Source organism: Ruegeria sp. CDSB013 (assembly GCF_059611165.1).
In genome coordinates this window covers 289653-314934 of record NZ_JBXWPA010000002.1, presented here as the reverse complement: position 1 = coordinate 314934, position 25282 = coordinate 289653, and the positions used below count along the sequence as shown (strand labels likewise).

At 57.4% G+C, this 25282-nt stretch carries 27 protein-coding genes; 15 read left to right on the top strand and 12 right to left on the bottom strand.

Going from position 1 to position 25282, the window contains the following annotated elements; all coding sequences use genetic code 11:
• Nucleotides 1-106: 106 nt before the first annotated feature.
• From ccmA to AC2FJF_RS05030, 5 genes are all read left to right on the top strand, one after another.
• Nucleotides 107-721 (top strand): heme ABC exporter ATP-binding protein CcmA, encoded by a 615-nt coding sequence (ccmA, locus tag AC2FJF_RS05050; protein WP_496723501.1) that lies wholly within the window; start codon nucleotides 107-109, stop codon nucleotides 719-721.
• Nucleotides 718-1374 carry a heme exporter protein CcmB gene (gene ccmB / locus AC2FJF_RS05045; protein WP_496723499.1) on the top strand — a complete coding sequence of 219 codons (657 nt, stop codon included), beginning with the start codon at nucleotides 718-720 and terminating at the stop codon, nucleotides 1372-1374. Before ccmA ends, ccmB begins: the two co-directional genes overlap by 4 nt.
• A 61-nt stretch (nucleotides 1375-1435) precedes the next feature.
• Nucleotides 1436-2209, top strand: coding sequence for a heme ABC transporter permease (locus AC2FJF_RS05040; protein WP_496723497.1), 774 nt, complete (start codon nucleotides 1436-1438; stop codon nucleotides 2207-2209).
• Complete coding sequence (ccmD, locus tag AC2FJF_RS05035; protein ID WP_496723495.1) at nucleotides 2206-2364, top strand: heme exporter protein CcmD; 159 nt, start codon at nucleotides 2206-2208, stop codon at nucleotides 2362-2364. The genes AC2FJF_RS05040 and ccmD overlap by 4 nt, the downstream gene beginning before the upstream one ends.
• On the top strand, nucleotides 2357-2893 hold the full coding sequence (locus AC2FJF_RS05030) for a DsbE family thiol:disulfide interchange protein (RefSeq protein WP_496723493.1): 537 nt from the start codon (nucleotides 2357-2359) through the stop codon (nucleotides 2891-2893). Before ccmD ends, AC2FJF_RS05030 begins: the two co-directional genes overlap by 8 nt.
• Before the next feature lie 114 nt (nucleotides 2894-3007).
• Here the strand turns inward: AC2FJF_RS05030 and acnA are convergent, their stop codons facing one another.
• Nucleotides 3008-5698, bottom strand: a complete 2691-nt coding sequence (gene acnA, locus AC2FJF_RS05025; RefSeq protein WP_496723491.1) for an aconitate hydratase AcnA — start codon at nucleotides 5696-5698, stop codon at nucleotides 3008-3010.
• A 231-nt stretch (nucleotides 5699-5929) separates the two neighbouring features.
• Between acnA and AC2FJF_RS05020 the strand changes: the two genes are divergently transcribed.
• Nucleotides 5930-6631: a DUF1223 domain-containing protein gene (locus tag AC2FJF_RS05020; RefSeq protein ID WP_496723490.1), complete on the top strand. Its 702-nt coding sequence runs from the start codon at nucleotides 5930-5932 to the stop codon at nucleotides 6629-6631.
• On the opposite strand, the gene AC2FJF_RS05015 is transcribed toward AC2FJF_RS05020, so the two are convergent.
• The 4 genes from AC2FJF_RS05015 to purB all read right to left on the bottom strand — a co-directional run bounded on the left by AC2FJF_RS05015 (nucleotide 6632) and on the right by purB (nucleotide 11057).
• Entirely contained in the window at nucleotides 6632-7555 is a 924-nt protein-coding gene (locus AC2FJF_RS05015; protein ID WP_496723488.1) for a lysophospholipid acyltransferase family protein, read from the bottom strand.
• Between the two features lie 115 nt (nucleotides 7556-7670).
• Nucleotides 7671-8762 (bottom strand): flagellar motor switch protein FliG, encoded by a 1092-nt coding sequence (locus AC2FJF_RS05010; RefSeq protein WP_496723486.1) that lies wholly within the window; start codon nucleotides 8760-8762, stop codon nucleotides 7671-7673.
• A gap of 68 nt (nucleotides 8763-8830) precedes the next feature.
• A complete protein-coding gene (locus AC2FJF_RS05005) occupies nucleotides 8831-9373 on the bottom strand; it encodes a tetratricopeptide repeat protein (protein ID WP_496723484.1) in 543 nt (180 codons plus the stop codon).
• Between the two features lie 379 nt (nucleotides 9374-9752).
• The gene (gene purB / locus AC2FJF_RS05000) at nucleotides 9753-11057 is read right to left on the bottom strand and encodes an adenylosuccinate lyase (RefSeq protein ID WP_496723482.1); all 1305 of its coding nucleotides are present in this window, start codon (nucleotides 11055-11057) and stop codon (nucleotides 9753-9755) included.
• 89 nt (nucleotides 11058-11146) lie between these two features.
• On the opposite strand from purB, the gene AC2FJF_RS04995 reads away from it, so the two are divergent.
• From AC2FJF_RS04995 to AC2FJF_RS04975, 5 genes are all read left to right on the top strand, one after another.
• Entirely contained in the window at nucleotides 11147-11479 is a 333-nt protein-coding gene (locus AC2FJF_RS04995) for a hypothetical protein (RefSeq protein WP_496723480.1), read from the top strand.
• Nucleotides 11476-11898, top strand: coding sequence for a DUF6314 family protein (locus AC2FJF_RS04990; protein ID WP_496723478.1), 423 nt, complete (start codon nucleotides 11476-11478; stop codon nucleotides 11896-11898). Before AC2FJF_RS04995 ends, AC2FJF_RS04990 begins: the two co-directional genes overlap by 4 nt.
• Before the next feature lie 68 nt (nucleotides 11899-11966).
• Nucleotides 11967-12554: a biotin transporter BioY gene (locus tag AC2FJF_RS04985; RefSeq protein ID WP_496723476.1), complete on the top strand. Its 588-nt coding sequence runs from the start codon at nucleotides 11967-11969 to the stop codon at nucleotides 12552-12554.
• A 140-nt stretch (nucleotides 12555-12694) separates the two neighbouring features.
• Nucleotides 12695-13252 carry a hypothetical protein gene (locus AC2FJF_RS04980; protein WP_496723474.1) on the top strand — a complete coding sequence of 186 codons (558 nt, stop codon included), beginning with the start codon at nucleotides 12695-12697 and terminating at the stop codon, nucleotides 13250-13252.
• Between the two features lie 10 nt (nucleotides 13253-13262).
• Nucleotides 13263-13613, top strand: a complete 351-nt coding sequence (locus AC2FJF_RS04975) for a hypothetical protein (RefSeq protein WP_082649311.1) — start codon at nucleotides 13263-13265, stop codon at nucleotides 13611-13613.
• A 9-nt stretch (nucleotides 13614-13622) separates the two neighbouring features.
• On the opposite strand, the gene AC2FJF_RS04970 is transcribed toward AC2FJF_RS04975, so the two are convergent.
• Nucleotides 13623-14837, bottom strand: a complete 1215-nt coding sequence (locus tag AC2FJF_RS04970) for a bifunctional alpha/beta hydrolase/OsmC family protein (protein ID WP_496723472.1) — start codon at nucleotides 14835-14837, stop codon at nucleotides 13623-13625.
• Between the two features lie 241 nt (nucleotides 14838-15078).
• Between AC2FJF_RS04970 and AC2FJF_RS04965 the strand changes: the two genes are divergently transcribed.
• Nucleotides 15079-15273 carry a hypothetical protein gene (locus tag AC2FJF_RS04965; RefSeq protein WP_496723470.1) on the top strand — a complete coding sequence of 65 codons (195 nt, stop codon included), beginning with the start codon at nucleotides 15079-15081 and terminating at the stop codon, nucleotides 15271-15273.
• Nucleotides 15274-15277: 4 nt separating this feature from the next.
• Here AC2FJF_RS04965 and dddP read toward each other — a convergent pair whose 3' ends face one another.
• Complete coding sequence (gene dddP, locus AC2FJF_RS04960) at nucleotides 15278-16621, bottom strand: dimethylsulfonioproprionate lyase DddP (RefSeq protein WP_496723468.1); 1344 nt, start codon at nucleotides 16619-16621, stop codon at nucleotides 15278-15280.
• 123 nt (nucleotides 16622-16744) lie between these two features.
• Between dddP and AC2FJF_RS04955 the strand changes: the two genes are divergently transcribed.
• A complete protein-coding gene (locus tag AC2FJF_RS04955) occupies nucleotides 16745-17488 on the top strand; it encodes a heme-dependent oxidative N-demethylase family protein (protein WP_496723466.1) in 744 nt (247 codons plus the stop codon).
• Nucleotides 17489-17524: 36 nt separating this feature from the next.
• Here the strand turns inward: AC2FJF_RS04955 and AC2FJF_RS04950 are convergent, their stop codons facing one another.
• From AC2FJF_RS04950 to AC2FJF_RS04930, 5 genes are all read right to left on the bottom strand, one after another.
• Nucleotides 17525-18436, bottom strand: a complete 912-nt coding sequence (locus AC2FJF_RS04950; RefSeq protein ID WP_496723464.1) for a hypothetical protein — start codon at nucleotides 18434-18436, stop codon at nucleotides 17525-17527.
• 199 nt (nucleotides 18437-18635) lie between these two features.
• Nucleotides 18636-19424 (bottom strand): lytic murein transglycosylase, encoded by a 789-nt coding sequence (locus tag AC2FJF_RS04945; protein WP_496723462.1) that lies wholly within the window; start codon nucleotides 19422-19424, stop codon nucleotides 18636-18638.
• A gap of 66 nt (nucleotides 19425-19490) precedes the next feature.
• On the bottom strand, nucleotides 19491-20135 hold the full coding sequence (locus tag AC2FJF_RS04940) for an MSMEG_1061 family FMN-dependent PPOX-type flavoprotein (protein ID WP_496723461.1): 645 nt from the start codon (nucleotides 20133-20135) through the stop codon (nucleotides 19491-19493).
• A 100-nt stretch (nucleotides 20136-20235) separates the two neighbouring features.
• The gene (glnA, locus tag AC2FJF_RS04935) at nucleotides 20236-21642 is read right to left on the bottom strand and encodes a type I glutamate--ammonia ligase (RefSeq protein ID WP_496723459.1); all 1407 of its coding nucleotides are present in this window, start codon (nucleotides 21640-21642) and stop codon (nucleotides 20236-20238) included.
• Between the two features lie 28 nt (nucleotides 21643-21670).
• Complete coding sequence (locus AC2FJF_RS04930; protein WP_058274017.1) at nucleotides 21671-22009, bottom strand: P-II family nitrogen regulator; 339 nt, start codon at nucleotides 22007-22009, stop codon at nucleotides 21671-21673.
• 169 nt (nucleotides 22010-22178) lie between these two features.
• Here AC2FJF_RS04930 and AC2FJF_RS04925 point away from each other — a divergent pair, with 169 nt between their 5' ends.
• The gene (locus AC2FJF_RS04925) at nucleotides 22179-23756 is read left to right on the top strand and encodes an NAD(P)H-hydrate dehydratase (protein ID WP_496723457.1); all 1578 of its coding nucleotides are present in this window, start codon (nucleotides 22179-22181) and stop codon (nucleotides 23754-23756) included.
• 301 nt (nucleotides 23757-24057) lie between these two features.
• Complete coding sequence (locus AC2FJF_RS04920; protein ID WP_496723455.1) at nucleotides 24058-25182, top strand: porin; 1125 nt, start codon at nucleotides 24058-24060, stop codon at nucleotides 25180-25182.
• The last annotated feature ends 100 nt before the right edge of the window (nucleotides 25183-25282 follow it).

The window sequence follows — 25282 nt, the reverse complement described above, 5'->3', positions numbered from 1 at the left end:
GAGGGGCTGGCCCCTCGCTACCGCGGTCATTTGAAAGCGGATCAGGTGTCACCCTGCGGCAAATCCCGCCTTTTGCCCCTATGCGCAATAAGATAAGCCGGACCGTATGACACTGACCGTATCCGATCTTGCCATCACCCGCGGGGGCATCCCCGTGCTCGAGGGGCTGAACTTCTCGCTTCGACCCGGTCAGGCATTGATCCTGCGTGGACCGAACGGGATCGGAAAAACGACCTTGCTGCGCACGCTGGCGGGGTTGCAGCCGGCGTTGAGCGGAACCATTGACGGGGCCGAAGATCAGATCGCCTACGCCTCTCACTCCGATGGGTTGAAGCCAACGTTGACGGTTGTGGAAAACCTGATCTTCTGGGCCTCGGTCTTTGGAACAAATGACATCCAACCGGCATTGGATGCCTTTGCTTTGAACGAGCTGTCGGACCGCCATGCGGGAAACTTGTCCGCCGGGCAGAAACGTCGCCTTGGACTGGCCCGGATGCTGGTCACCGGGCGGCCGATCTGGATGCTGGACGAACCGACGGTGTCACTGGACAAAAGCGCCGTCCAGATGTTCGCCGATACCGTTCGTGCCCATCTGGGGCAGGGCGGTTCGGCCCTGATCGCAACCCATATTGACCTGGGCCTGGACGGGGCGGTTTTGGATGTGGGTCCTAACAAAGCCAAGCCAAAACCTATCGACGACTTTGACGGAGGCTTCCTGTGATCGCACTGCTGCTGCGCGACCTGAAACTGGCCTTCCGCGCGGGTGGGGGCTTTGGTCTTGGCCTTGCATTCTTTTTGATTGTAACCGTTCTGGTGCCGTTCTCTGTCGGCCCGCAATCTTCGCTGCTGTCGACAATTGCGCCGGGTGTGCTTTGGCTGGGCGCGCTGTTGGCTTGCCTGTTGTCGCTTGATCGTCTGCTTGCGCTGGATTGGGAAGACGGATCGCTTGACCTGCTAGCAACGGCGCCCTTGCCGCTTGAGGCGGTTGTGACGATCAAGGCGCTGGCCCACTGGTTAACGACGGGTTTGCCCCTGGTTCTGGCCGCGCCGTTTCTGGGTGTGCTGTTGAACCTGCCGGTGCCGGGATTTTTCTGGCTGGTGATCTCACTTTTGGTCGGCACCCCGGCCATGAGTGTGATCGGGACCTTCGGCGCAGCTCTGACAGTCGGCCTAAAGCGTGGTGGTCTATTGCTGTCATTGCTTGTTCTGCCGCTTTATGTTCCCACACTGATCTTCGGGGCCGAGGTCGCGCGCCGTGGTGCCACGGGGATGGAAACGCAGACGCCGCTTTTGATGCTGGCGGGGATCACCGCCGCCACGATTGCGCTGTTGCCTTTTGCCAGCGCAGCAGTATTGCGGATCAACCTTCGGTGACGCTGTCGCAGTTTGACTGATGTCAATTGAGAACAAACACGAGTCGGACTAAATAGAGCCCATGTCTATCGCAGCCAAAGCCAATACCCTCTGGGAATACGCTAACCCGCGCAAATTCCTCGTGACCAGCGAGCGGATCCTGCCGTTCTTCTGGATGACTTCTTTTGTGTGTCTGTTCGTTGGGCTGGTTTGGGGCTTTTTCTTCACACCGGATGACTACAAACAGGGCTCGACGGTCAAGATCATCTATCTGCATGTGCCTGCGGCGCTGATGGCGATTAATTGTTGGCTGATGATGCTGGCGACCTCGCTGATCTGGCTTGTACGGCGTCACCATGTCAGCGCGCTGGCAGCCCGGGCCGCTGCGCCGGTCGGTATCGTGATGACCATGGTCGCCCTGGCAACCGGCGCGATTTGGGGGCAACCGATGTGGGGCACGTGGTGGGCCTGGGATCCGCGCTTGACCGCGTTCTTGATCCTGTTCCTGTTCTATTTGGGCTACGTGGCGCTATGGGAAGCGATCGAAGATGCCGACACAGCCGCCGATCTGACCTCGGTCCTGTGTCTGGTAGGTTCGGTTTTTGCGTTGCTCAGCCGCTATGCCGTGAACTTCTGGAACCAAGGTCTGCACCAAGGAGCCTCTGTGATGCGCGCTGCTGCCGTCACGGGTTCGGATACTGAAGAAAAGGTCAGCAACATCTATTTCTACCCGCTGCTGCTGTGCATCATCGGATTTGTGCTGCTGTTCATTGCGTTGGTTCTGTATCGCACAGGAACAGAAATCCGGGCGCGACGGATCAAGGCGCTGCTGGCGCGAGAAAGGCTAAACGGATGATCCCAGATCTTGGAAAATATGCCGACGCGGTCCTGTGGTCCTATGCTGCCTCGCTGGGGTTGCTGATTGCACTGGTCGTTCTCAGCGTAATGCGCGGGCGCAAAGTCCGGGCGGAAATGGAAAAGGTCGAACACAGGATGTCGCGCAATGGCTAAAATCTCACCCCTGATGATTGCGCCGCCGTTGATCTTCGGCGCTTTTGCCGTTTTGGCCGGCATTGGCATGTTCCGGGATGACCCCGATGCCTTGCCATCTGCACGCGAAGGGCAGCCCGCGCCACCTGTCGTTCTGACAGAGTTTCCGGGCAAAACGTTGTTCGACGATGACACCCTGCGTGATGGTGAGGTCAAGCTGGTCAACTATTGGGCCAGCTGGTGTGCGCCCTGCCGGGCTGAGCACCCCAACCTTGAGGCGCTGTCCGAAGAGGGCATCCCGGTCTATGGCGTCAACTACAAGGATCAGTTGGCCAATGCCGAAGGTTTTCTGACCGAACTGGGCGACCCTTACGAAGCCATCGGACGGGATGAGCAAGGACGCATGGCGCTGGACTGGGGTCTCTACGGTGTACCGGAAACTTATGTAATCGACGGAGAGGGCACGATCATTCTGCGCTTTGCCGGTCCGATCACGCAGCGCGTCATCGAAAGCAGGATCCGCCCGGCATTGGAAAAAGCCAGCCAGTGATCTGATCCGTTGCCATCCGGAGCGTGCCTGCTGCACGCGATCTGTTTCTTATTTCTGCTAGTTGCGCTGGCACCCAAGAAAAAGCCCCGGCGCATTGGCCGGGGCTTTGTTGCTTTAATCTTCCTTGGCAAGGTTCCGCAGCACATATTGCAGCACGCCGCCGTTTTCGATGTATTCGATCTCGGGCGCGGTATCGATCCGGCATTTCAGCGTGATCGTTTTCTCGGTTCCGTCGCCGAAGATGATGGTGCAGGGCACCTCTTGCAGCGGCTCGACCGAATCCAAGCCGTGGATTGATACGGTTTCATCGCCAGTCAGGCCCAGTGTCTTGCGGGTGTCGCCGCCGGTGAACTCGAACGGGATCACGCCCATGCCAACCAGGTTGGACCGGTGGATACGCTCAAAGCTTTCGGCGATCACGGCTTTGACGCCCAGCAGGGCCGTGCCTTTGGCAGCCCAGTCCCGGGATGAACCGGCACCGTATTGCTCACCACCAAAGACGACCAGCGGAAGGCCTAGTTCCTGGTAGGCCATCGAAGCGTCGTAGATCGAAGCCTGCTCGCCGTCAGGACCTTTGGTATAGCCACCTTCGACGCCGTCCAGCATTTCATTCTTAATGCGGATGTTGGCGAAGGTACCACGCATCATGACCTCATGGTTGCCGCGGCGGGAACCGTAGGAGTTGAACTCACGCGGTTGTACCTGACGTTCGATCAGGTACTGACCGGCAGGCGAGGTGCTTGCAAAAGACCCTGCGGGTGAGATGTGGTCGGTCGTGACCATGTCCCCAAGAACCGCCAATACCTTGGCCCCTTCGATATTTGTGATCGTGCCCGGCTCGGCACCCATTCCCTGAAAATAGGGAGGGTTCTGGATATAGGTCGAAGTCGGCGGCCAGTCATAGGTTTCCTGTTGCGGAACCTCAACGCTTTGCCATTTCTCATCGCCTTTGAAGACATCCGCATATTTCGACTGGAACGCTTCGCGGGTGACAGTTTCTTGCACCAGCTCGGCAATTTCGCTTTGAGTTGGCCAGATGTCCTTCATGAAGACGTCATTGCCGTCCTTGTCCTGGCCGATCGGCTCGGATGTCAGGTCGATATCCATGGTGCCAGCCAGTGCGTAGACTACGACCAGCGGCGGCGAGGCCAGATAGTTGGCCCTCACGTCCGGCGAAATCCGGCCTTCAAAGTTGCGGTTGCCTGAAAGAACCGAGGTCGCGACCAGATCACCTTCGGCAATCGCTTCACTGATCTCCCTCTGGATCGGGCCAGAGTTGCCGATGCATGTGGTGCAGCCATAACCAACCAGGTTGAACCCGATGGCATCCAGATGTTGCTGGAGGCCTGCTGCCTCAAGGTATTCAGACACAACCTGCGAACCGGGGGCCAGCGATGTTTTGACCCACGGCTGACGGTTCAAGCCTAGCTCATGCGCCTTTTTTGCGACTAGGCCGGCACCGATCATCACATAAGGGTTCGAAGTGTTGGTACACGAGGTGATCGAGGCGATCACAACCTTGCCCGATTCCATGCCGTAGTTTTCGCCCTTGACCACGACCTGCTTGCCCATCGGGCGCTTGAAGGTTTCGGCCATTTCCTTGGTAAAGGCAGCTTTGGCGTCGGTCAGCGCAACATAGTCCTGTGGACGTTTTGGCCCCGAGATTGCGGGAACAATTGTGCCCATGTCCAACGTCAGAGTGTCGGTGTAGATGGGCGCATAGTTTTCATCGCGCCACAGGCCGTTTTCCTTGGCATAGGCTTCGACTAGTGCCAGACGATCCTCATCACGGCCGGTGTTTCGCATGTAGCGCAGTGTTTCACCGTCGATTGGGAAGAAGCCACAGGTCGCGCCATATTCGGGCGCCATGTTGGCAATGGTCGCGCGGTCGGCCAGCGGCAAGCGGTCCAGACCGCTCCCATAGAACTCGACGAATTTGCCCACCACGCCCTTTTCGCGCAGCATCTCAACGACCTTCAGAACAAGGTCGGTGCCAGTTGTGCCTTCGACCATCGCGCCGGTCAGCTCAAAACCGACAACCTCGGGGATGAGCATCGAGATCGGCTGGCCCAGCATCGCGGCTTCGGCCTCGATCCCGCCGACGCCCCAGCCCAGAACGGCCATACCGTTGACCATTGTGGTGTGGCTGTCGGTACCAACCAGCGTATCGGGGTAGGCGACTTCGTCGCCGTTCTGGTCGGTGTCGGTCCAGACGGTCTGGGCCAGATATTCCAGGTTCACCTGATGGCAGATACCGGTTCCGGGGGGGACAACGCGGAAGTTGTTGAATGCCGACTGACCCCATTTCAGGAACTGGTAACGCTCCATGTTGCGTTCATATTCGCGATCCACGTTCATCTGGAACGCGCGGGGGTTGCCGAATTCATCAATCATGACCGAGTGATCGATGACCAGATCAACCGGGTTAAGCGGGTTGATCTTTTGTGCATCACCGCCCAGTCCTTTGATGCCATCGCGCATCGCGGCCAGATCAACAACAGCCGGAACGCCGGTAAAGTCCTGCATCAACACGCGGGCAGGGCGATACGCAATCTCGCGCGGGTTCTTGCCGCCATTGGTTGCCCATTCGCCAAAGGCTTTGATATCGTCGACCGCAACAGAAAAGCCATCGTCCTCGAACCGCAGCATGTTTTCCAGAACCACTTTCAGCGCGGCGGGAAGCTTGGAAAAATCACCCAGACCAGCCTCTTGCGCGGCAGGGATCGAGTAATATGAAATGGATTTGCCATTCACGCTAAGGTTGCGGCGTGTTTTGGCAGTATCTTGTCCGACTTTGATGGGCATCTGTGGCCTCCCTCTGAAATGACTTAGATCCCGGGATTCGCTAATAGTTATCTGCATCACCAAAGCCTTTGGTTCAAGGACCAAGGTGGTGAGCTTGTTGAGTTATGTATACCATTGCACACAAAATATAAGGGTAACGATGGTCGCATGTCTCAAGAAACGTTGATTGGAGGTTGAACGGGCTTGCGTTTAAACCGGGCAGTACACCCAGCCAAAGGCCCGAGACCCGTAATGTTCAGATCCATTCGCGCGACAGCGCTAGTTTCCTTGTTTCTCTCTACAGCAGCCCTGGCCGAGGGCGATCCGGTTGTGGTTGAGTTGTTCACATCTCAGGGCTGTTCGTCCTGTCCGCCTGCCGACCGGATCATGCATGATTTGGCCAAACGCGACGATGTGATCGGCCTGGCACTGCATGTGGATTACTGGGACTACATCGGCTGGAAGGACGAATATGCCGACCCGGATCACACTCTGCGCCAGCGCACTTATGCGCGAGAAGGTGGGCGGTCGATGATCTATACGCCTCAGATGGTGGTGAATGGGCAGCAGGATGTGGTCGGGGCGCAATCGCGGGAGCTGGATCGCCTGATCAATGCACATCTCAAGGCCACCCCGCAAGCATCCGTGACGGCCGTGCGCTCGGGTGATGATGTATCGGTGGATGTGACGCCGGTCGAACTGCCGGCCGGAGAAACCTATGACATCCGGGTCATTCAGTATTCACCGATGCGCCATGCCTCGATCCGACGTGGAGAGCTGGCTGGCCACGATCTGGACTATGCCAATGTTGTCGAGGCCTGGCATATGGCAGGTCAATGGGACGGCGTCGCGCCTCAGGCGTTTTCGGTAACCGTCGACACGGATTTTCCGGCAGTTGTGCTGGTGCAAAGGGCAGGGCACGGCCCGATTGTGGCAGCCGCGCGGGTCAAGTAATCAGGGCATATCCTCGGGCTGAACGCCCAAACCGTTCCAGGCTTTCCAGCGCCGGTGGATCCAGAACCACTGACCCATATGCTGTCTTACCATGGCCTCAAGGTCGTCATTGGTGAACTGGGTCATGGTTCTGGGGTCTGTATGCGGCACCGGATCGTGCAGCACGATTTCGAAATCCACGCCGTTTGGTTGCCGCACCGCATAACACGGGATCAGGACAGCGTTGTATTTCATTGCCAGTTCTGCATTCAGGACTGAGGTCACGGCGGGCTTACCAAAGAATGTCAGCTCTTCACCGCCATGGGCGTGCAGATCGGATACGATTGCGATGATCCCATTTTTCTTGAGCGACCGAACCATCTCGACCATTCCGCGACGGCCCTGTTCGAACATCGGCGAGCCGGTCTTATGGAACGCCTCGACATACATGTCGTTGAAATAAGGATTCGCCATGCGGCGATAGAGGCACCCAATCGGTTGACCGCTGCGTTCCTGCAGGGCGATGCGTGCTGCAAGATAGTGACCAAAATGCGCGGTGATCATCATGATCGGTCGCCCTTCGGCGACGGCAGTGTCAAATGCGGCAACACCCGAACCGCTTACCTTTGCCGTGCGCTGACGTTCGGTGAACCCTTCGGGCGAAAAGTGCTCCATAATCGCGCGACCGGCATTGTCCGGAACGGCACTGCAAATTCTGTTGACCTCGGCCTCTGACAGGTCAGGGCGGGTCAATTTCAAGTTGCTGCGCACGCGTTTGGTAAAGCCGATCAACGGTGAAAGTCCACGTGCGATTGCGCCCATGGTGGCCAGGCGAGCTTCATAGGGCAGCAACCGCAAGGTCCCGATGACGCCCTTCATGAACAATCCAGTGATGTAGTATTTTCTAAGCTCTGTGCGGCTTAGTTCCGACTTTTCGACGGGCATGAATAGGTCTCACCGGCTGTTGCGATTTGCCGGGCAAGACATACAAGGCGGAAACCGCAACCACAAGCGTTGCAAACCAAAGCCATGCTTTGACTTGCCGGATCGGACTTGCCGGTCACTCTTCGCTATCCTCTTCGATCAACGCTAGTGCGCCTTCATCCACCAGTGTTCGAATTGCAACAACGACTAGGGTCATCGCGTCTTCGGCTTCGGACAGTTTCACCTTGCCGCGTTCGGTGATTTCTTCGCGCAGGTTATCCGCCATACGCGTGGACATGTTGGACAGCAGAAACTCGACCGCTGATTTATCATCTTCGCCCTGGGCTCCGGCCAGGGCGGTAACAAGGTCTGCCTGTTCCACGCCACGCAGAATCGCAGGCACGTCCCGGGGCAGGATGCGGGCCGGGATATGGGCAAAGGTGAATATCGATTGGCGCACCAGAGCTGCAAAGTCGGTGTCTTCTTCGTCCAGGGCCGTCAAAAGCCCGTCGCGCGTCGCTGCGGCTGATTGGTTCAGAATCGCACCGACCCGCGCGCCGGGGCCATCCGAAAAGGCCGTGGCCGGGCGTCGATCAAGTTGCGCCGCCAACGACCAGCCAATCCGTTCAACCGCCTCGGGCGTGATGTTGGCTGTTTTGGACACGGCATAGGTGATGCGCCGCGCGACCGGGCCGGGCAGGTGACCCAGAAGTTGCGCGGCATTCGCAGTTTCAAGCTTGGACAACATGACCGCCGCAATTTCAGTGCTTTCGGCCAGAGCGATGGCGGCCAAATCTTCTGTCGGGATTTCGCGCAGCCGTTGCCACGGATCCCCGACCTGGCGCACCCCGGCTTCTTTCCGCAACCTGGCCGCTGTTGCAGGCGTTATCCGGTCGCTGACTGCGTCCAGAGCACCGGCCAACCCATGTGGAAAAGACAGGCCGACACTGTCCAGCGCTTCGGCAAATTCATGTGCGACGGATGCCAGCGTGATGCGATCCACAAGGCCCATCTGACCCAGCTGGTGCGTCAGCTTTTCCTGCAAATCGTCGGGAAGTTCTTCCAGGGGGATATCTGCGCCCTCATTCAACAAAAGACGCACCACGACGGCGGCTTTTTGTCGGTTGCTCAGCGCCTTGGGGACGACGCGGGGCGCGTCGTTCTGGGCGTCGGCTGCGGGTTTTGATGTCCCCGGTGCCAGTTGAACCAAAGAGTTTGTGTCCTGCATCTGCCTGTGGTGCCAAGTTTCTGTTCCACAGGCAGATTACGGAGAGTCGGGTAAAGAAAGGCTGAAGTTTAATAGTTGTAAGTCAGCCCGGTGCGGATCGCCTCGCGCAGGGATGCCTCGGCCCAGGTGCCTTCACCGCCGCGCGCCTTGATCTCGCGCCACTGTGCGATGGCAAGATCGGTTTTGCCCTCGGTGACAAAGCCCTGACCCATATAGCTGCGCGCCAGTATGTTGTCGGGATTTGCCTCAATGGCGTTCGAATAGAAGGCATTCGCCAGATCAAGCTCACCCATTTTGCGGTAGGTGAAACCCCAGTAGGTCAACACGCGATCATCATCCTGATCCATGATGCGCAGGATGTCCTGTGCATTTTCGAACTGTCCGTCATAGGCCAGTTCGCGCACAGCGTCGTAAAGTTCGTCTTCAGTAAAGTTGGTCTTGTCCGGCTTCACGCACCGTCCGGCGTCTTTGTCATAGACGCGACCGAAGAAACACTTCTTGGTCGTGTTGGTCGGCTTTGGCGGGCTGCTGTCACCGCCACCAGCGGCAATCGCGACCGGCGCGAATGCGAAGGCCTGAAGGGCGATGGCTGAAGCGAGTACTAGGCGCATATTCCTACTCCGTTGTATGGGCTACTTACAGAAAGCATAGTGCGTTCTTCTCAAAAGCTAACAACCGAAGGCTCGCGTTTATTCACGAATAGGAAGATTTTTTCTCAGCTATTCACAATTTTGGCGCAGGTATGGGCTTCTGCATCCCAATACGTGCCCGGCGCGCAGGACTGGGTTTGCTTGGAATGGCCACTGCAGGCCAAAGCAACGGAAGCTGAACAACTAAGAGCCAAAGCGCAAATCAAAGTGCGGATCATCGTGTTTCTCCTGTCCGGACATACGCGGGCATCATAGCCTGTTTTGGCCTGTCTGGCAAAAGAGCAGGGCCCGGATCACGTCACGCGAACCGGGCCCTGCGAAGCATTTGATCAATCGCGGTTTATTCGCCGAACACACGGGCGAAGATCGTATCAACGTGTTTGGTATGATAGCCGAGATCGAATTTCTCTTCGATTTCTTCAGGGCTCAGCGCGGCGGTGACGTCCGCGTCTGCCAGCAGTTCTTCTTTGAAATCGGTGCGGTGTTCCCAGACTTTCAGCGCGTTGCGCTGAACCATGGCATAGGCATCTTCGCGGCTGACACCTGCTTGGGTCAGCGCAAGCAGAACCCGCTGGCTCATAACCAAGCCGGGGAACTTGTTCATGTTCTCAAGCATGTTCTCGGGGAAGATCAGCATCTTGTCGATCACACCTGTCAGTCGCGACAGTGCAAAATCCAGTGTGATGGTGGCATCCGGCCCGATCATGCGTTCGACTGAGGAATGCGAGATATCGCGCTCGTGCCAGAGCGCCACGTTTTCCATCGCCGGGATCACTGCCGCGCGCACCATGCGGGCCAACCCGGTCAGGTTCTCGGTCAGCACCGGATTTTTCTTGTGTGGCATGGCTGAGGAGCCTTTCTGACCCATCGAGAAGAACTCTGCCCCCTCCAGCACCTCGGTGCGCTGCATGTGGCGGATTTCGATGGCAACGTTCTCGATGCTGCTGGCGATAACCCCCAGCGTGGCAAAGAACGCAGCATGACGGTCGCGCGGGATGACCTGAGTGCTAATCGGCTCGGGCACCAGACCCAACTGGTCGCAGACATGCTCTTCCACACGCGGGTCAACATTGGCGAAGGTGCCGACCGCGCCGCTGATCGCGCCAGTGGCGATTTCAGCGCGGGCGTCGCGCATGCGGGACAGGTTGCGGTCCATCTCGGCGTAGAAACGCGCGAAAGTCAGGCCCATGGTGGTTGGCTCTGCGTGGATACCGTGGCTGCGGCCGATGCGGACCGTGTCCTTGTGTTCGATTGCGCGGCGTTTCAGTGCAGCCAGCAGACCTTCGAGATCTGCGATCAGCAGGTCGGCGGCGCGGGTCAGTTGCACGTTGAAACAAGTGTCCAGAACGTCCGAGCTGGTCATGCCCTGATGGACAAAACGGGCCTCTTCACTGCCGACATGTTCGGACAAATGGGTCAGGAAGGCGATGACGTCGTGCTTGGTAACCGCTTCGATTTCGTCGATGCGCGCCACGTCGAATTCCACATCCTTGGCCTTCCAGACAGCCTCGGCATTCTCGCGCGGGATCACGCCCAGATCAGCCATGGCGTCGCAGGCATGGGCCTCGATCTCGTACCAGATGCGGAACTTGGATTCGGGCGACCAGATGGCGACCATATCGGGGCGGGAATAGCGTGGAATCATTGGCAGCGGCACCTTATTGTGATTTGGCAGGAGGCGTTGCGGCGGGGTTTAAACCCGCGCAGACAAAGGAACAAGGCGCGAGTGCGAATATGAGACGGTTTGCCCTGATTTTGGCCCTATGGCCCAGTTTTCTGGCGGCTGAGGAGTTCAGAACGCTGACGGGGGATGAAATTCTGTCTGCATTGACTGGACGGAAGCTCGATTACGGGGAAGGCATCTGGCAGACCTTCGATGATACGATGCTGACGCAGTATTTCTCGGGCGGGCCCAGCGCAGGGCGGTGGGCAGTGCGCGAGGATCGTTATTGCTCGGTCTGGCCGCCTTCGGATTTTTGGGCCTGCTATGATGTCGAGCAAAGTGGCAATGTGATCCGGTTCGTGGATGATAACGGTGCCACGACCGACGGGACAATTGCCGAATGAGCCTGCCGCGCAGACTGTCGGATTTCGAAGGCCATTGGAGCCTGACCCGGACCATTCTGGATACGCAGGCGGGGCAGGTGGTGCAGGCCGATGGTCACACGGTCCTGAGCCCGACCGAGGACGGCTTGACATACGACGAAGAGGTCACGCTGCGTGTGCCGGGGCAAGCCGAGATGAAAGGCACGCGCAGGTACCTGTGGCAAGCAGCGGGTGCGACGATTGCCATACATTTTGACGACGGCCGCTATTTTCACCGGCTGGCCTTGGGGCAGGCACATGCGTCTGACCACCACGATTGCCCGCCCGACAGCTACGATGCTGTCTACGATTTTTCGGCCTGGCCGGTCTGGTCAGTGCGCTGGATCGTCTCGGGACCTAGAAAATCTTATGAAATGAGCACCGAATATCGGTTAAGATAGCGTAATCATGTTGCAGTCAAAGCTCTGAGCGGGCATTTCTGCAGTTGAAAATAGGTGGAGACATAAGAATGAATGCGAATGTACTGGCCAATGCGATTGGCCCGCGCGAAGGCACCGCGCTGCGCGTCAAACAGGTTGTGCTGGTCGCTCTGGGTATTCTGGCGCTTGCAATTGCCGCAAAGATCAAGGTCCCGATGTGGCCCGTCCCGATCACGATGGGCACCTTTGCCGTGCTGACCATTGGCACCGCCTATGGCACACGTCTGGGTCTGGCCACCATGCTGGGCTACCTGCTGATCGGCGCGCTGGGCTTTGATGTGTTCGCAGGTTCCTCGGCTGAGAAATTCGGTCTGACTTACATGATGGGCGGTACCGGCGGTTATCTGGTCGGTTACCTTCTGGCAACCGTTCTGCTGGGCGCACTGGCCGCGCGAGGTTGGGACCGTTCGTTCGGCAAGATGGCGTTGGCTCTGGTTCTGGCAAATGTCGCGATCTACGTGCCCGGTCTGTTGTGGCTGGGTCAGCTGTACGGATGGGACCAGCCGATCCTGCAGTGGGGTCTGACACCCTTCTTGGTGGGCGACGCGATCAAGCTGGTGCTGGCTGCACTGCTGATCCCTGGCCTGTGGAAACTGGTGGGCGACGCTCGTTCGTAATTTCCAACCAATCCAAATCTGACGAAGCCGCGCCCGGAGATATCCCGGCGCGGTTTTTTGTGCCCGCACATTGGAATGCTGGACAAAAGGGGCCACTGCAGGTCAATCTGCATTCAATGAAATCATTAGGTTATTGAGATATGCGTATTCAATTAGCTTCGGCACTCGCGGTTTGTGCTTCGCTTATGCTGAGCGGTGGGACGGCATCCGCCGACACTCCGGTTACCTATACGGACAATGGACGCGCGCTATTCGGCTTTTCCGTGCCCGACTTCTGGGCGCTGCGCACCGGTGGCCCGCGCGAAATTGAAGATACCGAGCTGGGCGATGCACGTGCCGTGGCTCGGGTCATGGGGATGCGGCCAGTCACGGACGATAATGTCTGGATGGGCTTTGTGTCGCCTGCTGGCGTGGCCTCGATCGAGGGCGGTCTGCGGTATCTTGAAGACATAGACAGGTTTCTGGTCAAGGATCCGACCGTATCCGAAACCACCACGACGCGTATCGGCGGATTGCCCGCACGGGTTATTCGCGGGACCGGCAATCGCGAAGGACGTGGTGTTAACTTTACGGTTTCAGTGATCGACTTGCCGAGGGGGCGCGTAGCCATTGCCGTGGCGATCCTGCGCGACGGCGCCGATCCAGCTTATGTGAACGACCTGAACGCCGTGTTCGCGTCGTTCCGGTCCCTTCAGTAAGGAGGCGCACATGACACGCAAATTGATCAAACGTGCGACCCTTGCCCTTGGATTGGGTGCTGCCACACTGACGCTTTCGGCCTGTGATGGCGTCACCGTTGGCGTGGGATACGGGTATGACCCCTTCTACGACTCGATGTTATGGAACGACTACTATCACGACGTGGACGTAGATATAGACATCGACCGACCGGATCGACCCAGACCGCCGGATGGACGCCCACCTGCGCGTCCCGTTCCGCCAATCGCCAAGCCACCGAACAGACCGCCGGTGTCCCGACCACCGAACCGTCCAAGACCACCAGTCGCACGGCCTCCGGCGGCTCGGCCACCCATTCACCGCCCCGCAGGGCGGCGCTGAGCTAGCGGGTCAGTCCAGTAATTCCGTCGTGATCTGGGCTGACCCTTCCAAGGTTCTGTGGACCGGGCATTTGTCCGCGATTTCCAGCAGTCGCGCGCGTTGCTCGGCCGTCAGCGGACCTTCAAGGCGGATCTTGCGGCGGAACTGATCGACTTTTCCTTCGTTGGCCAGCCCGGCATCTTGTGCGTGGACCTTGTTGTGGCACACATCGACTGAAACGGTTTTCAGCGGCCACCGCTTGCGCCGCGCATACATGCGGATGGTCATCGATGTGCAAGCCCCAAGACCAGACGACACGAATCCATAGGGAGACATGCCTCGGTCGGTGCCGCCGTATGAGGCGGGCTCGTCCGCAACTGCGTGGTGCCGGGGACCTGACTGGATATCCTGCAGGAAGCCTTCCGGATCAGCTTCGGTCACTCGAACGACACCTTCGGGCGCCCCCGGTGGCGGGGCAGGCGGGCAGAGCTTGACGTATCGCGTCACCCACGCGGTGATCACGTCCGCCGCGTATTCTGCATCGGATGCGCGGGTAATCAGGTGATCGGCATCGTCGAGGGTCACAAAGCTCTTGGGGTGTTTGGCGGCCAGAAAGATTGTGCTGGCATTGTCGATGCTTACGGTCTCGTCCCGAGGGGCGTGCAAGATCAGCAAAGCGGCCTTCAGATCTGCGATAGCGGGCATCAGGGCTGCTTCGGAAATATCATCCACAAAAGCTTTGCCAATGCGGAAGGGACGCCCGCCCAACATCACGTCCGCCGATCCAGCCTGCTTGATCTCCGGCAGCGCATCTTCGAAGTGATGCGCTACATGGCCCGGATCTGCGGGTGCACCCAAAGTGACCACGGCCTTGACGCTGGGAATTCCGGCGCGGGCGCGCAACACAGCCGCACCACCCAGCGAATGGCCGATGAGCAATGCCGGAGCCATGTTGCGGCCCGCCAGATAATGTGAGGCGGCGATCAGGTCTTCGACATTGGAGGTAAAGGTTGTGTTGGCAAATTCCCCACCGGAATGACCCAGCCCGGTGAAATCAAATCGCAGCACGGCGATGCCCATTGCCGCCAGTCGGGCCGCGATCCTGCGCGCGGCAGGGATGTCTTTGGAACAGGTGAAACAATGCGCAAATAGCGCCGTGGCCAGAACCGGTCCGTCCGGCAAATCCAGGCGCGCGGCCAATTGGTTGCCGTCGTGACCGGCAAAGGTAATGCGTTCGGTGGGCATGGCAGTTCCTTGTTCGTCGGGATGACTAATAGTGTGTGCTTCCGTCTGGCCGCTCAACCCCATTGTAAGAAGCGTCACGGGAAGGTGAGTGAAGCGAACGGATTGCGCGCATTCCTTTGTCTTTGCTGTGAACCTAAAGCATCAAATTTCGTGAAGTATAATGCAAAAAGTATTTGTTTTACTAATTCATATCACACCCCCATCTTACGACCATCGCACACGTGCAGCCCAGGAGGTTCAAATGGCACATACTGCAATGGATCAAAGGGGCGTGGTTCTACGCCCGGATATACTGGCCGTGATTGCCCTGACCGGCGTGATCGGATTTGCGCTTGGTCAAACTCTGCCGCCGGTGACATCCACTGAGGCCCAGGTTTTTGATCCCGTGTCCGAAGACTGGCACGGAAATGTCAGACGGTCACATTGGTCGAACTGAAACGTCAGCTCAGCCCCATGAGCTGCCGATCAAAGGGATAGGTGGTCAGGTTCTCATAGCCGTCTTCGGTGATCAGAACCTGATCCTCCAGCTTGATCGAGAAATCTCCGCCAACCTCTCCAACGGCAGCCTCGACACAAAGGACCATGCCGGGTTCGAGCGCGTAGTCGTAAGAGCCTGCCACTGCCTTGTCCGGATAAGCAACCAGAGGCCACTCATCGCACAAGCCGACGCCGTGCATCAGGCAGCCGTATTTCTGCGCCAGAAACTTGTCGTCCAACTTGTGAGCATTGGCCGTCAGCTCCGGGATCATCACGCCGGGCTTCAGCATCTCCATATTGGTCATGATGTGTTCGTGCGCGTGCTGCATGGCATAGACCATGTCGGGCCGGGGTTTTTCGTCGCCGATCCACCATGTGCGCGAGATGTCGATGCAGATGCCGTAGGATCCGATCAGGTCGGTATCAAAGGCGATGATCTCATTCTGTTGGGTGATCCGGGGACCGCATTCCTGAAACCAAGGATTGGTGCGCTGACCCGAAGCCAGCAGGCGGGTTTCGATCCATTCGCCGCCGCGCCGGATGTTTTCGGCATGCAGCACCGCCCAAATGTCGTCTTCAGAGGTTTTGCCGTCTCCCACATTGGCGCGCGCGAATTTCTCCATTTCCGCCACAGCGGTTTCGCAGGCGTGGTTGGCACAGCGCATGGCCAGGATTTCGTCCGGGCCTTTGATGGCGCGGGTCTTTTCCGTAGCCTCTTCGCCTTCCATGATCTCGAAGCCCTGCGCCTCTAGTGCGCGCAGGCCGTGCAGCATGATCTTGTCCACGCCGAGGCGCTTGTTTCCGCCACCATGTTCGTCGATCAGAACGCGCACCTCGTTGGAAAACACGTCCGCGGCCACGTCGACTTTGTCGCCCCGGTCAAAGTAAAACAGATCAGCTCCGGATCGTTGCTCGCGCACCAGCGGGTTGAACGTGGAAAGGAACGGAGAGTTTTTATAGTCCCAAATCACCATGTAGCCGTCGGCGCACAGCAAGACGGCGCGGAATGGGTTATGCGTGTTCCACAACTGCATGTTGGTGCTGTCGGTGGCATAACGGATGTTCAGCGGGTCGAACATCAACAGCCCGCCATAGCCGCGATCGACAATGGCCTGCGTCAACCGTTTCCACCGGTGTTCGCGCATCCGGGCCAGATCGGGCAGGGCAAGGCCAGCCTTTTCCCATTCTGAAAACGCAAGCTGCGTCGGGCCGATCTCGATCCGGTCGTTTTCATTCGGGGTGCCATCACCAAGGGTCGCACCTTTGGTCGGGTCGATCTTGCGGCTGTCGCGGTAGTGTCGGTTCATGGTGGGTCTCCCTGCCTGTTCTTTGAGCGTGAAGAATCAATCTCTCGGCGTCTTGAAGGTTTGCGACCGTGCGTTCGTCGCTTTTTGACCGACAAGCGGAAATTCTGATGATACGTCAAATTCATGACGACCATTCTTCAGACTTCAATTCCGTATGACCCGTTGGACAAGCGCCCATTGCCAGGCATTCAGCCAGCAAGCATGGACAACTGGTTGCACCACGATGATGCGTTCGCCGCCCAGATGCAAAGACGCGAGGACCTTTTGGTTAGTCATCGTTCGGATGTTCTGGCGATGGATGCAGGTGCTAAACCCGCTGCGCAGGAGTTGTTGGATCTTGTCCTGAACCAAGTCTATCCCGAGTGCACAGATCACGTCACTCGCCCGGACGGGACAGGTGTTTCGATCGATCAGGTTCAGCCATTGGATACTCTGTGCCGATTGGTGCAGGAAGATTTCTGCATCCTGCAAAAGCAGGGGGATGGACATGTTCTGACCGGAGCCATCCTGTGTTTTCCTGCCAGTTGGCGTTTATCCGAGAAATTCATGCGGCCCCTGATCGACATCCATCTGCCTGTTGACAGCTACAACTCCGACATTGCCCGGCGAGTTCAGCGGTTGTTTGACGGGATACAGCCAGGGCGCCCTCTGTGGCGGTTCAACGCGCTGTGGTATGAGGACGCCGAGCTGCATCAACCTCGCAGTGCATACGACCGACGGGCCCCGCAGGAGCAAGGACACGCCAGGTTCCTGCGAAGTGAGCGGCAGACGCTGTTGCGACTGCCAGAGACGCAGGCCGTGGTTTTCTCGATCCATACATATGTTCTGGCGGCAGAGCAGGTGCCAAAAATGGAAAACCCCGCCTGATGGCGGGGCCTCCAAGGAGGGTCATTTCATACCAGGCTACATGCCCAGCGCGCTGGCAGCGCCCGCAAGTGCCCCGCTTGTGCTGAGAGCGGAGATCGCGACCGAATACACCAGCACCTGAGTGTTCAGGCGGAAGTCTTCGCCCCTTATCAGGTTCACAGCGGCCAAAGAGGCCGCAATCGGGACGGACACGCTTGCCACGGCACCCGTCAATCCCCAACTGGTCAGTCGGAGGATATCGCTGGGTTGCTCGTGGACGAGGGGGGGCGTGTCGTCCCGATCGGTAGGCTGCTCGATAGGTTCTGTCCGAAAAGCGATGCTGAGCAACTGCTCATCTGACAGCTGGATTGGCCGGGCTACTGGGGTCAGCGCCTTTTTTTCTGGCTCATCCAGGTCTTCTGCGTCAGTAACATTCAGTCCGGCAAACGGGCCTGTCACTGCCTCGAAAATCTGCTTTCTGTCACGCGGCCTGCTTGGGGCCAGCGTGTCAAATGCGCTCATGAATTGTTCGATAGTCAAAACGGTGTTGGGCGACAGCCATTCGACCCGCTGGGTCGCGCAGACGTCAACCATTCTGTAAAGGATTACGACCAGCATCAGCTCGGTAACTTCGCTGTCATCCAATAGGGGGGAAACTGGAGTCACTGTGATCGTCAGCCGGTTATTCGGCAGGGTGACAATAGGTCTCTGGATTGTCTTCAGACCTGCAGCGCGGTTGAGGCGATCGAACCGGTCTTCGGTTTCGGCGACCTTGGTATCCAGCGTCAGGCGCACCAAATACTGGCTGGACACAATGCTTGCTTCGGTGTCGTTCTGCAGAGACTTACGCTCGACCAGGTGACCATAGTCCGCAAGGGTCTTGGCAACGATGTCGCTGAACCGCTCGACCGCGTTTTCGGCCTTACCGTTGAATTGCAGACCACCGTGATAGCTGTGCTTCGGAGTCACTGCGCTGTCCTTTGTCGCATCCTGTGTTTGGAAACAATCTAGCAAGCGATCTGGGGCAGATTTGGGCAAAAATGGAAAAAAATGAGAAATCGCGGGGATTGATTACGCTATGGAAACCTAGGCATTTTAAGGGCTTTTTGACGTCTGTGGCGACAATGTGGCCGAAATCGGGTGTAACTGCCGGAATCCCGAGCCTGCTTCAACCGTCGATTCGGGCAGCCATTATTGCAATGGATTGTTGGTAAACCGAGGCGGCATTCCACTGTTGAATGACAGCAAAGTTTGGCTGACCCTGTTGATAGCCCCGACCAGGTTTCCAGCCCTTCTTACGCAGAAAATTGGCGGTTGAGGCCAATGCATCCGTCATATTGTAAAAGTCGACCTGACCGTCGCCGGTGGCATCAACCCCGTATTGCATGGCATTGCCCGGCAGGAACTGGGTGTGCCCAAGTTCGCCATGTTTTGCCCCTTTTGTCGCTGTCGTAATGCTGCCTTGATCGACCAGCTTCAGCGCTCCGATTGCGTGAGGAATGAAAAATTCGGACCTGCGGCAGTCATAGGCCAGTGTTGTGATTGCGGAAACAACCTGACTGTCCCCCATGAAGTTTCCGAACCCGGTTTCCATGCCGTGAATGGCGATCAGTACCCCGGCCGGTACGCCGTATTGGCGTTCGAGTGCTGCATAGAATTGCGGGTTGCGTGCTTTACGTTTGCGCCCCTGCGCCACGATGGTGTCTGCCCCGCGTACGCGCATGAACTTGTCCAAGGAATATTTAAAGCTTTTCTGATTGCGGTCCGCAGCGATCGTGCGCGTGGCGTACTGCGTTTGTGCCAGCGCCTGCAGCCCCTTCTTTTTGACGCCAGCACGCTTGGCCTGTTTCGCAAAGTCCTTTTTCCATGCTTCGAAGCCGTTACTGGTGTTTCCGCAAGGAGCGGCGGCTGCAACTGTGGGAAGGGACAGGGCAAGTATAAGGGCAAATCGCAGCATCAGTGAAATCCAGGCAAGTGAAATGTTATGGATAGGGTACGTGGCATTCCCCAATCCGAAAAGACGTTAGTACAGGTCCAACTCTCCAGTACCTTTCAGGCTTTCAAACCACTCTTCAGGCGTTTTGTCTATCTTGGCGTGTTTGACCATCATCGCGTTCATGTTCGGTAACTCAGACGAGTCCGGCCATTCCTCCGGCCGCCACAGGTTCGCGCGTATCACACATTTGGGGCAGTGTGCGAACACTGTTTCGACATGGATGACCAAGGCCAGTTTCGGCGAGCGGTTGTTTATTGCCATGCTATCCAGCAAGTCGCGATCTTTGCATAGACGGGCAGTGCCACGAAGGCGCAGAGTTTCCATCTTGCCCGGCACGAAGAATATCAGGCTGACGCGTGGGTCCAGCAAAATATTGTGGAACGTATCCACGCGCTTGTTGCCAGGTCGGTCAGGGATTGCGATCAGGGTGTCGGATAACACATTTACGAACCCTTCTGGATCACCTCGGGGCGAGATGTCCAGATGACCACCTGGATTGGCCGACGCAATCAGGCAGAATGTGGACTTGGCAATAAAGTCGCGGCACATCTGGTCCAGCCCGGACAGCTCTTTGGCGATGATCTGGGGCAGGGGCGCGCCGGTTATTCGCTCCAGTTCATCGCTCGAAGTCACGAAATCTGTGAATTGAGAAAAGGGGGCGTCTGATGACATGCGATCTCTCCTAACCGGGTGGGCCGAGTGTGAGAGATCGTACCAAACGAAACAAGGGCGCCCAAATGGACGCCCTTGAGTATTCTAACCCTGAACGGGATCAGCAGCTGTAGTACATGCCGTATTCAACCGGGTGCGGGGTGTGCTCGTAGGTTTCGACTTCTTCCATCTTCAGTGCGATGTAGCCGTCGATCTGGTCCTTGGTGAACACGTCACCCTGCAGCAGGAAGTCGTGATCCGACGCCAGCGCTTCCAGCGCCTCGCGCAGCGAACCGCAGACGGTTGGGATATCGGCCAGTTCCTCGGCGGGCAGGTCGTAGAGGTTCTTGTCCATGGCTTCGCCTGGATCGATCTTGTTCTTGATGCCGTCCAGACCAGCCATCAGCAGAGCGGCAAATGCCAGGTAAGGGTTCGCAGCTGGATCGGGGAAACGAGCCTCAACGCGCTTGGCTTTCGGGCTTTCAGTCCATGGAATACGGACACAACCCGAACGGTTACGTGCAGAGTATGCGCGCAGAACTGGGGCCTCAAAGCCCGGGATCAGACGCTTGTAGCTGTTGGTCGCCGGGTTGGTGAAGGCGTTCAGCGTTTTGGCGTGCTTCAGGATGCCGCCGATGAAGTAGAGTGCCTCATCCGACAGATCGGCGTATTTGTCGCCTGCGAACAGTGGCTTGCCGTCTTTCCAGATCGACATGTTCACGTGCATACCAGTGCCGTTGTCACCTGCGATCGGTTTCGGCATGAACGTGGCCGATTTGCCGTATGCGTGTGCAACGTTGTGGATGATGTATTTGTACTTCTGCAGCTCGTCGGCCTGTTTGGTCAGGCTGTCGAAGATTAGGCCCAGCTCGTGCTGGCACGAAGCAACCTCGTGGTGGTGCTTATCGACCTTCATACCCAGACGCTTCATAGTCGACAGCATTTCCGAGCGCAGGTCCTGCGCTTCGTCGATGGGGTTGACCGGGAAGTAGCCGCCCTTGACGCCCGGACGATGGCCCATGTTGCCCATCTCGTACTCGGTGTCGGTGTTCCACGACGCGTCAGTTGCATCAACTTCGTATGATACTTTGTTGATACTGTTCGAGAAACGGACGTCATCGAACAGGAAGAATTCGGCCTCGGGCCCCATGTAAGCAACGTCGCCGATACCGGACGCTTTCAGGTACGCTTCGGCTTTCTGGGCTGTGCCGCGCGGGTCACGTTCATAAGCTTCACCGGTGTCGGGTTCGACAACCGAGCAGTGCACGCAGATGGTTTTTTCCGCGTAGAACGGATCAACATAGGCGCTGTCGGTATCGACCATCAGCTTCATGTCGGATGCTTCAATCGACTTCCAACCTGCGATGGAAGAACCGTCGAACATGAAGCCTTCTTCCAGGAAGTCCTCGTCAACCTGGTCGGCCATCAGCGTCACGTGCTGAAGCTTGCCGCGGGGATCAGTGAAGCGAACGTCGACGTACTCGGCGTCCTCGTCTTTGATCAGCTGAAGAACTGCGTCCTTGCTCATAACTTAATATTCCTCTGCTTTGAGTTTGTTACAGTGCTTCCGGGCCGGTTTCCCCGGTCCGAATGCGAATGGCTTGTTCAACAGGCGAGACAAAGATTTTGCCGTCGCCGATCTTGTCGGTCTTTGCGGCCGCGACGATGGCGTCGATGGCTGCGTCGACCTGATCGTCGTCCAGCACAACCTCGACCTTCACCTTGGGCAGGAAATCGACGACGTACTCCGCGCCGCGATACAGTTCGGTGTGGCCCTTTTGACGGCCAAAGCCCTTAACCTCGATCACGCTGAGACCCTGGACGCCGACGTCCTGCAGCGCCTCTTTAACCTCATCGAGTTTGAACGGCTTGATGATCGCTTCGATCTTCTTCATCCCGGGCTCCTATTAACTCTTGTCAGTCAGGCACTGACCACGTCTAAAATCGGGCGGCAATGTGATTGCGATATCGGCCCATACAAGGTGTTGAGAAACTAGGCGATGGGTCAAATTTTGATCGACTTGCACAAAAAATAAGCGAATTTGAATCGCCAAGGGATTTGAGATGACGGAATTGCTGACAGCGGCGCAGATGCGAGCAATTGAAACAGCGGCGATTGAGTCAGGTCAGGTGACCGGGCTGGAAATGATGGAGCGAGCCGGTCGCGGGGTCGTCGAGGCGATTTTCGAGGAGTGGCCTGAACTGTCAAGAACGTCTGGCACTGCCGTGGTTTTGTGCGGTCCCGGCAACAATGGCGGTGATGGGTTCGTCGTTGCGCGGCTGTTGAAAGAGTGGGGTTGGGAGATCGAGGTTTTTCTGTTTGGCGATCCGGAAAAGTTGCCGCCGGATGCGAAGGCGAACTGTGAACGGTGGAGCAAAATTGGAGATATCGAAGGCAGTAATCCAGTAGCGGGCGAATTGCTGAAAGCCGACTTTGACCTTGTTATTGACGCCGTGTTCGGAACAGGGTTGTCGCGACCGCTTTCTGGAGACGCCAAGGCGTTTTGCCGTGAGATGTTCAAGGTTGGCATTGATGTGGCTATCGATGTTCCCTCTGGATATTGTTCCGATAGCGGGAAGTTTCTGGACGAGGAAACACAGTTCTACGATGGACCCGAGGTCGTCGGTCTCATTGTAACGTTCGAACGCAAGCGGCTTGGCCATAAAATTGGCCTTTTGGCGGATCAGGCGGAAACGTTGAAGGTCAAGGAAATTGGAATTGCCGATTTTGTTCCGTCTTTTCGACGGAACTCTTCCATTCAATACGAGACCGGGAATTCCCGCTGGCAAGTGTCAGAAAAGTACCCTTCCAATCTCCGAACGAACAAAGCGATGCACAAGTACTCTCATGGTCACGCCCTGATTATTTCTGGTGACCCCGGAAAGACTGGCGCGGCGCGATTGGCGGCGCGCGGTGCTTTGCGGATTGGGGCCGGGTTGGTAACGTTGGGTGTCCCGCCGGCCGCGCAGATGGAAGTTGCGGCGCAGGTCACGGCCATCATGTTGCAACGGGTTGAGGGTGGTGAGGGGTTGTCCGATGTTCTCAACGACGAGCGGTTGAATACGCTTTGTCTTGGCCCCGGTCTGGGATTGGAGCGTGCGCAGGCGTTGGTTCCGGTTGCTCTGGCTGCAAATCGGGCGACAGTTTTGGATGCGGACGCTTTGACCGCGTTTGCGGACGACCCTGCGGTTCTGTTTGACCAATTGCACGATAATTGCGTTCTCACACCGCATGGTGGAGAGTTCGCCCGGCTTTTCCCGGATATTGCTGAGAAGTTGACTGCGGTTCCCACCAGAGGCCCGGCCTACTCCAAGGTCGACGCAACGCGTGAGGCGGCCACGCGGGCAGGGTGTGTGGTTCTGTTCAAGGGGCCGGACACGGTGATTGCCGCACCGGATGGGCGCTGTGCGATCAATTCGGCCCATTATGAGCGTTCGGCACCGTGGTTGGCGACGGCTGGCTCTGGCGATGTGCTCGCCGGGTTTATCACCGGGTTGCTGGCGCGAGGGTTCGCCCCAATGCAGGCAGCGGAAACGGCAGCCTGGCTGCATGTTGAATGCGCGCGCCAATTTGGCCCCGGGCTGATTGCCGAGGACTTACCCGAGCAACTTCCTGCAGTCTTTCAGAAATTTGTTAAATGACGTATCGGCGGAAATTGGCCGTTTTTTTTAGCGTTCGGCAAGAAATAGCCGCACGTATACGCATCAGTGCATGTCATTCCTTTTGAAAGACTTCGGACAGAGTGGCAGACTTGTACCCAGATTTTCCTACCAACGAAATCTTGGTGGCCAAATCTTTGATATGATTAAAATTTACTTTCTGCCGATTTGAGCCGTAAGGCAGAAACTCTAAACGCGACTAACTCGGTTCCTTGCGGAGTGGCCCGTCATATCGGTTTTTCTTTTGGCGGTTCCCACAAACGAAACGTTCAAGGTGAATAAAATGACAGTGAATTTGAAACTCCCCTCGGTTGCCGCTGTTCTGGCGATGACCACGGCGATCCCTGCTGCTGCTGAACTAAAGTACGAAAACAACAGCGGCGGTTATGTGGTGCTGTACGGTCAGCTTGATCCGGTGATCGTATCGGTCGATGACGGCCAGGAGACCGAGACCCGGTTGCTGGATAATGACCTGTCCAACAGCCGCGTGGGTTTGCGAGTCATGCAGCCCTATGGCAGCAATGAGTTTATGTTCCGGTTCGAAACGGGCCTGGGTCTGCCAAGTACGGGGTCAGCAAACCAGAATGGCACCAACACAAGCGGTTGGACCCGCGAAGACATCCGCCATGTCGATTTCTCGCTTAAAGGTGGATACGGCAAGTTTTCTGCCGGTCAGGGCAGCATGGCCTCGGACGGGGCCGCCGAAACGGATTTGTCCTACGTCGGGACAGCTTTGTATTCTTTCACAAACGATGAAAACGGCGCGTTTTTCTACCGAGGAGCAGACGGTGTCCTGAGTGGGATCACCGTTGGCGACTCGGCCAGCAACTTTGATGGCGCGCGTCGGGGCAGGGTCCGGTATGACACGCCCGATTTCAACGGCTTCTCCGCGGCGATTGCTTATGGTCAGAACATTCTGTCCAGCAGCGACGATGACGATTATTACGATCTCGCGGTCAAGTACCGGAACACCTTCACCAACGGTGTCGAGTTCGCAGCGAGCATTGCCTACGCCGTAAGGGACTTCGATGGCCAACCCGGCGAGCGCAAGGATACCATCGGGTCCGCGTCGGTCCTGTTGCCCAGCGGGTTCAGCTTTACTGCAGCCCTCGGCACGCGGGACGATACCTCTACCGGCGCCAGCGACCCGGACTATTGGTACACTAAACTTGCTTATGAAGGGGATTGGGTGTCCTGGGGTAAAACCGGCGTTGGCATCGACTATTTCGACGGTTCTGATTTTGAAAATCAGGGGTCCAGCACCAAGTCCTGGGGTATTGCCGTTGTCCAGCGGATCGACGCGATCAACACAGACGCCTACCTGAAATACCGTAACCACGATTTCGACGACACGGTCGACTTTGACAAGAACGAAGCCTGGGTGCTGGGTGCGCTCTGGAAGTTCTGACGACGTTTCCCCGTAAACTAACGGCGCCCCGGTCTGACTGGGGCGTTTTTTTGTTCAAATCGGCGGCAAAACAAGGCTGATCTGGCCATTGCCTCTTGCA